Below are 8,791 nucleotides of genomic sequence, written 5' to 3'. Positions count from 1 at the left end.
AACAAAAAATCCCGTAAAGCTTTCGCCTTACAGGACTCTCTGCGGAAAGACAGGGATTCGAACCCCGGGAACCTCTCAGTTCAACGGTTTTCAAGACCGCCGCAATCGACCACTCTGCCATCTTTCCAATAAGTAAATCGTGTGACCTGGGAGGGGCTCGAACCCTCGACCCAATGATTAAGAGTCATTTGCTCTACCAGCTGAGCTACCAAGTCAACATGTTATTTGTTTGAGTGACCTGGGAGGGGCTCGAACCCTCGACCCAATGATTAAGAGTCATTTGCTCTACCAACTGAGCTACCAAGTCATTCCATTTTGCTATCGTTACTTTTTCAAACCACCGTTTGTTTCTCGATTGCGGGTGCAAAGATAGAGGTTTTATTTTTCCCCGCAAACTTTTCGACTACTTTTTTTCATAAAATTTTAATCAAACTCGTAAATATCCGAGGGTGTAGTCCGCTTCAACGCAACCAATGAGACATCTTTCCCTACCCTTATGCCCTCTTGGAAAAGACGTATATCCACTGTCTTATAGGCCAGTTCGGGATGGTTATTGTCCCGGCTGAGATGGCAAAGCCAGATATTCTTCAAACCGGTATTATAATGGGTCGCCAAGAACTCTGCGGCCTCCCTGTTACTCAAATGCCCGGTGGGGCTCGCCACCCGCTCTTTCAAGAAAGCGGGATATGTACCGAAACGAAGCATCTCCTCGTCATAGTTCGCTTCCAATATTAAATGGTTCGCCATGCAGATATATTTCCCCACCGTGTCCGTGATATGGCCTACGTCGGTAGCGAAAGTGAATTTATGATTACCATACTCGATATGGTACCCCACATTATCAGTACTATCGTGAGGCACCTCGAAAGCCGTGATACGGAAATCACGGATAAGGAATGGAACTTCTTTTTCTATAACCTTGCGGGAGACACATAAGGTCTCCTCCACATACCGGCTCTTATCAATCCCCCGGTGCACGTCGGCTGTCGCATAGACAGGAATGCAAAGCTTCTCGCCCAAATACCCGACCGTCTTGATATGATCCGCATGATCGTGGGTAATCAACACGGCCACGATCTTGGTAAAATCGATCGACCGGTCCTTCAATACTTTCTTTATGGTCCGGATTCCGATACCTGCGTCAATCAGCATACCGAATTCCGAAGTCCCCAAATAATAGCAGTTCCCACTGCTCCCACTCGCTAAACTCAGAAATGATAGTTTCATACTCTCCTATTCCGCAACACTGCTTTTTTTCTGTTTTACATAGTATACACTAGGGGCGGAACGTCTCAGGGATCGATACCTCCCCGATCAACGAGCAGTTCATATGCTCCTTCACCTCGTCGGGTGTCAGCCCATGGCCGAAGAGGAACATTAGCTTCGTCACGGCGCTCTCCGTCGTACTATCGAAGCCGCTCGTCACGCCTGCCTCCAACAATTTGTGCCCCGTCTCATAACGGTGCATCTCCACACTTCCGGCCCTACACTGAGTAACATTCACGATGACGATACCACGGTCTACAGCCTCCTTCAACATATTCAAGAACCATTCCTCGCACGGAGCGTTTCCGCTTCCGAATGTTTCCATCACCACGCCTTTCAGACCCGGGATATTCAGGATACTTTCCACTACTTGCGGAGAAATTCCGGGGAATAGTTTTAGTATAGCGATATTTCGGTCCAACAAATAATGCGGCTTCAGCGGCTTACGCGATACCGGATGATATACCTGCGGCAGATCATACTTAATATAGATACCCGCATGAGCCAAAGCCGGGTAATTGTACGAACGGAACGCATTAAAATTATCTGCGTTTATCTTACTCGTACGATTCCCCCTCAATAAATCATTCTCAAAAAAGATACAGACCTCCGGGACCAACGGTAAGCCGTTCTCCTTTGCGGCCGCTATCTCGATCGCCGTAATCAAGTTCTCCTTCCCATCGGTACGCAACATCCCGATCGGTAATTGCGATCCCGTAAGGATCACCGGCTTACTCAGGTTCTCGAGCATAAAACTCAATGCCGATGCCGTATACGACATTGTATCCGTGCCATGCAGTACCACGAAGCCGTCGTATTTCTGATAATTATCGGCGATGATTTTCACGATCTTCATCCACGAGTCCGGCCCCATCTCCGAGGAGTCCATCGGAGGATCGAACTGTATCGTGGCCACCGAATACCCCAGTTTCTTCAACTCCGGCATATTGTCCTTCAAATGCTGGAAATTAAACGACTCTAACACTCCAGTCTCCGGATTCTCGATCATACCTATCGTCCCACCCGTATATATCAACAGGATGGAAGCCTTTTCTTGTTGAGTATGCATGTCCATATAATTATGCAAAGTTAATAAATTATTCTTCTCCTTTCAACACCGGAACACTTATATGATATTTTACGGCGATTATACGTGCGAGGAACACGCTCAACGCCGATACGAACTGTATCATCGCCGCCGACATAGAAGTTTGCATACATATATAATATATCAAACCGCCAAAGACACAAGCCAACGCATAAATATCTTTCCGGAATATCAAAGGCTCCTCATTAATCAATATATCCCTCATCATACCGCCAAACGAGCCGGTTATAGTTCCCATCACGATCGCCACCCACATGGGAAACCCGAAATCCAAGGTCTTGGCGATACCTACCACCACAAACAACCCCAATCCGATAGCATCGAATATAAAAAATGTATTGTTCAAACGGATCACGTATTTTCGGAAAGCGATAACGAACAACAAAGCCAAGGCCGAGACAATCAAATAAGAGGCTTGTTCCATCCAAAAAGGCACCGCATTCAATAAAATATCACGAATCGTACCTCCTCCTACAGCGGTCACGACACCCACCACATAGGCGCCAAACCAATCAAATTGTTTCGCAGAAGCCAATCTTATGCCACTTATGGCAAACGCAAAGGTCCCTGTATAGTCACAAAAGGTGATAAAATCTATCATTTTGTTTTTTTCGCAAAAATACGGAATAGTTCGCAAATAACAGCATTTATAGAAAGAATACCTAACAATAATTTAAACCAAACGAATCCCTTAATGTTTATTATATATAAGTTTGCGGAGTGGTTATAACCGTAACCTATTGATTTTTATTCACAAAAGAGAATTGAGTTAGATGAGGATGAAAAAATGCATGTTGATCGGGTTGATCTGTCTGCTATCCAGCCAATGGATGTGGGGGCAACACTTCCCTCAGATGGATGCCCGCAATTACGTGAGCGACACGGCCCTTTTCATTCCACGCCGCCCTTGGTTGGCAGCAAGCGAGGTATTCGGAATGAACATGGCCGTCTGGACTTTCGACCGTTTCTTAATGAACGAGGATTTCGCGAAGATAAACGGACATACGATTAAGCAAAACTTCAAGACGGGGCCTGTTTGGGACACGGATAAGTTCTCTACCAATCTGGTGGCCCATCCCTATCACGGATCATTATATTTCAACGCGGCCCGTAGCAACGGACTGAATTTCTGGCAATCCATTCCATTCGCGGCGGGAGGCAGCCTAATGTGGGAATTCTTTATGGAAACGGAACCGCCCTCCATCAATGACATGCTTGCCACCTCTTTCGGCGGTATAGAATTAGGTGAGATTACCTACCGGCTCTCCGACTTATTCATCGACAACCGCTCCCACGGGGCGGAACGTGTGGGACGGGAGATCTTATCCGGTTTGATATCTCCGATGCGGGCGATCAATCGTATCATCACGGGAGAAGCTTGGAGACACAGCAGCTCCAAGGGGCGTGTCTACACCTCGGTTCCCGTAAACTTCATCGTGGGTGTCGGCCCTCGCTTCCTTGCCGAGCAGGAAGGCTCCAAGCATGGCACTACGAGCATGCACGTATCCTTCAGGTTGGATTATGGAGATCCTTTCAATGATGACTTCTATTCGCCCTATGAATGGTTTCAGTTGAAGGCCGGGTTCGATTTCTTTTCGAGCCAGCCGCTCATCAGCCAAGTCAATGCCGTTGGGGCTATCTGGGGGAAACAGGTCTGGAGTAAAGGCCCTCGTAGTCTGGCCGCTGGAATCTTTCAGCATTTCGACTACTATGATTCCGAGTTAAAATCCAATAGTTCCCAAACGGTAGCTCCCTACCGCATATCGGAAGCGGCGGCGGTCGGTGGTGGATTGATCTATTACAAAAGAGGCACGCCGGACAATAAAGTAGATGTTTACGCCGAATTATACGGAACAGGAGTCGCCTTGGGCGCAAGCATCTCCGATTACCTCCGGCTGGAAGAGAGAGATTATAATCTGGGAAGCGGTTATAGCGTGAAAGCGTTTACCGGATTGGCCTACGATAAACGCTGGGCGTTCTTGATCGATTTGGAGAACTACCATATCTTCACATGGAAAGGATACGAGCCGGATATAGACTGGAATGCGGTGGACCCTACAAAGTTAAACGTACAAGGCGATGCCGGCAACGCACGTTTAACGGTATTTTCCACCACCTTAGCCTATATGTCCAAGCATAAATGGAATATTGCGTTGCGAAATCGTTATTTCTCCCGCCGTACCCATTATAAGTATCATAAAGATATAGATAGCTCCACGTATGATATTATGCTGACGCTTGGGTGGAGGATTTAATTCTTCCGCTCAAGCTCACGCAGATTCTCCATCTTCTTGCGCTGCATAAACTCATAGATGCCTTCCAAATGCTCCGTCACTTTTTGGTTTCCGAACTCATAGACCTTAGAGACCAGCCCATCCAAGAAATCACGGTCGTGGGATACGACGATCAACGTCCCGTCAAAGTCAAGCAACGCCTGCTTCAAGATATCCTTCGTCTTCATATCCAGATGGTTTGTCGGCTCATCCAGAATCAGCAAGTTCACAGGCTCCAACAATAGCTTAATCATGGCCAGACGTGTACGCTCGCCACCGGAAAGCACCTTCACCTTCTTCGCCGAGTTCTCGCCGCCAAACATGAACGCACCCAGCAGATCCTTGATCTTATTACGGATATCGCCTTGTGCCACATCGTCTATCGTCTGGAAAACCGTAAGATTCTCATCCAGCAGGGAGGCTTGGTTCTGGGCGAAATAACCGATCATCACGTTATGCCCCAGCGTCAACGTCCCCTCATGCTCGATCTCTTTCATGATACACTTCACCAAGGTAGACTTACCCTCGCCATTCTTCCCGACGAAAGCGATCTTATCCCCTCGCTCGATCATCAGATTAGCGTTTCGGAAAACCGTATGATCGCCATACGCTTTCGAGACATTCTCAATCGTCACCGGATAAGAGCCCGAACGGGGCGAAGGCGGAAACTTCAAGCGCAAAGCCGAGGTATCTTCCTCATCCACCTCCAAGATCTCCAGTTTCTCCAGCATCTTCACACGGCTCTGCACCTGCAAGGTCTTGGAGTACGTGCCCTTGAAACGCTCGATGAACTCTCTCGTCTCGGCGATCATCTTCTGTTGCTCGTCATAAGCCTTCTGTTGTTGCTCACGACGTTCCTTCCGTAATTGCAAGTATTGGCTATAGTTTACCTTATAATCATAAATCCGGCCCATCGTCACCTCGATCGTACGAGTCGTGATATGATCCACGAACGCACGGTCGTGGCTGATCACCACTACGGCCTGACCGTTATCGATCAAGAAATCCTCCAACCACTGGATAGACTCGATATCCAAGTGATTCGTCGGCTCGTCCAGCAAAAGGACATCCGGTTTCTTCAACAGTAGTTTCGCCAGTTCGATACGCATACGCCAGCCACCGCTGAATTCACTGGTTTGCCGGTCGAAATCCTCCCGTTTGAAACCCAGTCCCAACAAGGTTTTCTCTATATCGGCGTCGTAATTGATCTCCTCTATGGAATAGAATTTCTCGCTCAAGGTAGAGACCCGCTCGATCAGCTCCATATAACCATCCGACTCATAGTCCGTACGAGTCTCCAGTTGCTTATTCAATTCGGCGATCTCCGCCTCCATCTCGTGCAGATGGGCGAAAGCCTGCGCCGTCTCCTCGAAAACGGTACGGCCATCCTCCGTCATCAAATGCTGCGGCAAATAAGCGATCACGGTATCTTTAGGGGCGGACACTTTTCCACGGCTTGGCTCCCGCACGCCGGCCAATATCTTCAACAAGGTAGATTTACCGGCACCGTTCTTACCCATCAAGGCGATACGATCTTTCTCGTTAATCACAAAAGAAACATCCGAGAAAAGGGCGCTTCCACCAAACTCTACTGTTAGTCCGTCAACTGAAATCATATGTTTATTTTAATACATTAATATAATGAAGCCGCAAAGATAAGAAAAATCCCTTTCATTAGGGATGTACAGGAGATTTCATACGATCTTTCCGGGGCAAGACTAGGAAGAAATTGGTTGCCGATGCCGTCGGCAATATTTTCGACGGCGTCAGCAATATTTCCGACAGCGTCAGCATTATTGCCGACGGTGTCGGCAACCAATTGCATAAGGGACTAATCCCTTAAACTACCTTTAAAAAAAGCAGAAGCATCCACATATTTTCCAACAAAACGCTTGTTTTATAAACAGAAACTCCTATCTTTGCACCCGCTAATACAAACAGCTTAAATTAATTATTCAAACATGGCAACAAAAATTAGATTGCAAAGACACGGTCGTAAAGGTTACGCCTTCTACCAAATCGTGATCGCAGACAGCAGGGCTCCACGTGATGGAAGATTTATTGAAAGGATAGGTTCTTATAATCCGAACACTAATCCTGCTACAGTAGATTTGAACTTCGAAAGAGCTTTGTATTGGTTACAAGTAGGTGCTCAACCTACAGACACAACTCGTAACATCCTTTCTCGCGAAGGCGTTTGCTTGAAAAAGCATTTATTGGAAGGTGTTAAGAAGGGTGCGTTCGACGAAGCCGCAGCTGAGGAGAAATTCCAAGCTTGGTTGAAGAACAAACAAGCTTCCGTACAAGCTATCAAAGAAAAAGACAGCGAAGCAGCTAGAGCAGAAGCTAAAGCACGTCTTGAGGCTGAGAAGGAAGCTAATAAGGCAAAAGCAGAAATCGTAGCTAAAAAGAAAGCAGAATTGGCAGCAGCTGAAGCTGCTAAGCAAGCTGAGGAAGCAGCCGCAGCGGCTCCCGCTGAAGAAGCTCCGGCAACTGAAAGCGCTGAATAATTCGTGCGATGCCAAAATAAAAAAGAGGACATTTTTCAATGCCCTCTTTTTTTATGCCTTTTCCACCAGCTACCGGATCTTCCTAATGCGTATAATCGATCAGCCGGATGCCATCGCCTAAATCGTTCTGGATAACATCCTTCATCCTTTTGGCGAAAGGACAGGCATAACCTATCGGCGTCCCTTTTTGGATACAGGAAGCAAAAGCGATACTATCCGCCCCTCTATTCACCAACTCCCTCGCCCTTAATACGGCCTTTTTTCCGGGACAACCTCCGCAATTGATAAACCCAATGATCTCAATATCTTCCTCTACACCCTCAAAGGCTCCCTTTTTCTCACGGATCATCCTAAAATCAGTAGTACCGGGGCAAAAATCCTCTGTTTGCATACATCTGATAATTCCTACTTTCATAAAGCATCCCTCCCAATTAAAAAAGCCGTAAAATCTAAAATTCTACGGCTTTCCGATCTATAAATGATGATTAACTAAGTCGTGTTACTTCTTCTTCAACAAGAAAGTATCGATCTGTTTCACAAACTCCTCACGGGGAAGAGCTCCCATCGATATCTGAGGCTGTCCTTCCTTAGGGATAAACAAGAACGTAGGAATACTTTGTATGCCGAAAGCGGCAGCCAACTCCTTTTCCTTATCCACATTTACCTTATAAACTACGATATCATTCTTATACAGGATAGCCAAATCCCTTAAAATAGGAGCCACTTGCTTGCAGGGACCACACCAGTCCGCATAAAAATCGATGATACAAGGCTTATCACCTTCATATACCCATTTCGTAGCGTTCTTCTCGTAATTGAATACCTTTTGCAGGAACTCTGCCTTGTTCAAAGTAACGACCTCTCCCTTGGAGGCGGTACCAGCCTCACTTGATTTATCTGATTTAGCGGACATCGAGCAGCTTACTAATAGCAGCACAACCGAAACCAGCCATAAACTTTTCAACTTTCTCATATAGAAACCTTTTACTTGATTGATAAATTATTTGCTACAAAAATAGCAATAAAAAGGGGATTCCCACACATTCTATTCTTAAAAGAAAAGAATAAACAAAAAGAAAAAAAGCGCATAAGACTCTTGTATATTCCAAAAGAATGACTACCTTTGCAAAGCAATTAAATGAAACGTTTGATCGCAAAACATATTGGAAAGATGGCAGAGTGGTCGATTGCGGCGGTCTTGAAAACCGTTGAACCGAGAGGTTCCCGGGGTTCGAATCCCTGTCTTTCCGCAGAATCTACTGAACAAAACAAGAGAGTAAGTGGACAAAAACCTACAAATCTGCGATTTGTAGGTTTTTTTATTATTGCCTATAAGTCTTGTCTCCAATGCCTTATCAGAAGAAAATTCGGCTCACCCGATAATCAGTGGGGGTATCTTCAGGCTCATATATATTTCATTTCAGCCGGCAACCTAAGACAAGTCGACCTACAGAAATATAGAAGTCGGCCAACAGATGAGATCATGGGATAACCATTGCCATATAAATCGCTGTCTTATATCCTGTTAATCAACAGACCAACTCACTTGAGAAAGGCTTCCCAAGTGAATAACTAACCACTTCCAGACTCGTAAGCTTACGGCTACCCCCAGCCGTAAGTTATTCACTTGACAA

At 46.1% G+C, this 8,791-nt stretch carries 8 protein-coding genes and 4 tRNA genes; 3 read left to right on the top strand and 9 right to left on the bottom strand.

Features of this window, described 5'->3' with window-relative positions:
- Window positions 1-42 precede the first annotated feature (42 nt).
- From DWX84_RS19630 to DWX84_RS19605, 6 genes are all read right to left on the bottom strand, one after another.
- Window positions 43-127 (bottom strand) — tRNA-Ser (locus DWX84_RS19630).
- 15 nt (window positions 128-142) lie between these two features.
- Window positions 143-215, bottom strand: a tRNA-Lys gene (locus tag DWX84_RS19625).
- A 19-nt stretch (window positions 216-234) separates the two neighbouring features.
- Window positions 235-307 (bottom strand) — tRNA-Lys (locus DWX84_RS19620).
- A 116-nt stretch (window positions 308-423) separates the two neighbouring features.
- Window positions 424-1,227: an MBL fold metallo-hydrolase gene (locus DWX84_RS19615; RefSeq protein WP_005858162.1), complete on the bottom strand. Its 804-nt coding sequence runs from the start codon at window positions 1,225-1,227 to the stop codon at window positions 424-426.
- Between the two features lie 49 nt (window positions 1,228-1,276).
- Entirely contained in the window at window positions 1,277-2,341 is a 1,065-nt protein-coding gene (locus DWX84_RS19610) for an asparaginase (RefSeq protein ID WP_005858163.1), read from the bottom strand.
- 22 nt (window positions 2,342-2,363) lie between these two features.
- Complete coding sequence (locus DWX84_RS19605) at window positions 2,364-2,975, bottom strand: trimeric intracellular cation channel family protein (RefSeq protein ID WP_005858164.1); 612 nt, start codon at window positions 2,973-2,975, stop codon at window positions 2,364-2,366.
- 172 nt (window positions 2,976-3,147) lie between these two features.
- Here DWX84_RS19605 and DWX84_RS19600 point away from each other — a divergent pair, with 172 nt between their 5' ends.
- A complete protein-coding gene (locus DWX84_RS19600; RefSeq protein ID WP_005858165.1) occupies window positions 3,148-4,629 on the top strand; it encodes a DUF3943 domain-containing protein in 1,482 nt (493 codons plus the stop codon).
- Here DWX84_RS19600 and DWX84_RS19595 read toward each other — a convergent pair.
- Window positions 4,626-6,263: an ABC-F family ATP-binding cassette domain-containing protein gene (locus DWX84_RS19595; RefSeq protein WP_005858166.1), complete on the bottom strand. Its 1,638-nt coding sequence runs from the start codon at window positions 6,261-6,263 to the stop codon at window positions 4,626-4,628. The genes DWX84_RS19600 and DWX84_RS19595 overlap by 4 nt on opposite strands.
- Window positions 6,264-6,608: 345 nt before the next feature.
- On the opposite strand from DWX84_RS19595, the gene DWX84_RS19585 reads away from it, so the two are divergent.
- Window positions 6,609-7,157 (top strand): 30S ribosomal protein S16, encoded by a 549-nt coding sequence (locus DWX84_RS19585; protein WP_005858168.1) that lies wholly within the window; start codon window positions 6,609-6,611, stop codon window positions 7,155-7,157.
- A gap of 82 nt (window positions 7,158-7,239) precedes the next feature.
- On the opposite strand, the gene DWX84_RS19580 is transcribed toward DWX84_RS19585, so the two are convergent.
- Together DWX84_RS19580 and trxA are read right to left on the bottom strand one after the other, a co-directional pair.
- On the bottom strand, window positions 7,240-7,572 hold the full coding sequence (locus DWX84_RS19580; protein WP_005866270.1) for a CGGC domain-containing protein: 333 nt from the start codon (window positions 7,570-7,572) through the stop codon (window positions 7,240-7,242).
- 84 nt (window positions 7,573-7,656) lie between these two features.
- On the bottom strand, window positions 7,657-8,130 hold the full coding sequence (gene trxA, locus DWX84_RS19575; protein WP_005858169.1) for a thioredoxin: 474 nt from the start codon (window positions 8,128-8,130) through the stop codon (window positions 7,657-7,659).
- 192 nt (window positions 8,131-8,322) lie between these two features.
- Here trxA and DWX84_RS19570 point away from each other — a divergent pair.
- A tRNA-Ser gene (locus tag DWX84_RS19570) sits at window positions 8,323-8,407 on the top strand.
- Window positions 8,408-8,791 lie beyond the last annotated feature (384 nt).

The organism is Parabacteroides sp. AF21-43, assembly GCF_003635435.1.
In the GTDB taxonomy this organism is placed as follows: domain Bacteria; phylum Bacteroidota; class Bacteroidia; order Bacteroidales; family Tannerellaceae; genus Parabacteroides; species Parabacteroides distasonis.
The sequence above is the reverse complement of the archived record's forward strand: the minus strand, read 5'-3'. Positions and strand labels throughout refer to the sequence as shown.

Coding starts and splice junctions, on each gene's coding strand:
- DWX84_RS19600 (WP_005858165.1), top strand. CDS start 3,148: ATGAGGATGAAAAAATGCATGTTGATCGGGTTGATCTGTCTGCTATCC.
- DWX84_RS19605 (WP_005858164.1), bottom strand. CDS start 2,975: ATGATAGATTTTATCACCTTTTGTGACTATACAGGGACCTTTGCGTTT.
- DWX84_RS19615 (WP_005858162.1), bottom strand. CDS start 1,227: ATGAAACTATCATTTCTGAGTTTAGCGAGTGGGAGCAGTGGGAACTGC.
- DWX84_RS19595 (WP_005858166.1), bottom strand. CDS start 6,263: ATGATTTCAGTTGACGGACTAACAGTAGAGTTTGGTGGAAGCGCCCTT.
- trxA (WP_005858169.1), bottom strand. CDS start 8,130: ATGAGAAAGTTGAAAAGTTTATGGCTGGTTTCGGTTGTGCTGCTATTA.
- DWX84_RS19580 (WP_005866270.1), bottom strand. CDS start 7,572: ATGAAAGTAGGAATTATCAGATGTATGCAAACAGAGGATTTTTGCCCC.
- DWX84_RS19585 (WP_005858168.1), top strand. CDS start 6,609: ATGGCAACAAAAATTAGATTGCAAAGACACGGTCGTAAAGGTTACGCC.
- DWX84_RS19610 (WP_005858163.1), bottom strand. CDS start 2,341: ATGGACATGCATACTCAACAAGAAAAGGCTTCCATCCTGTTGATATAT.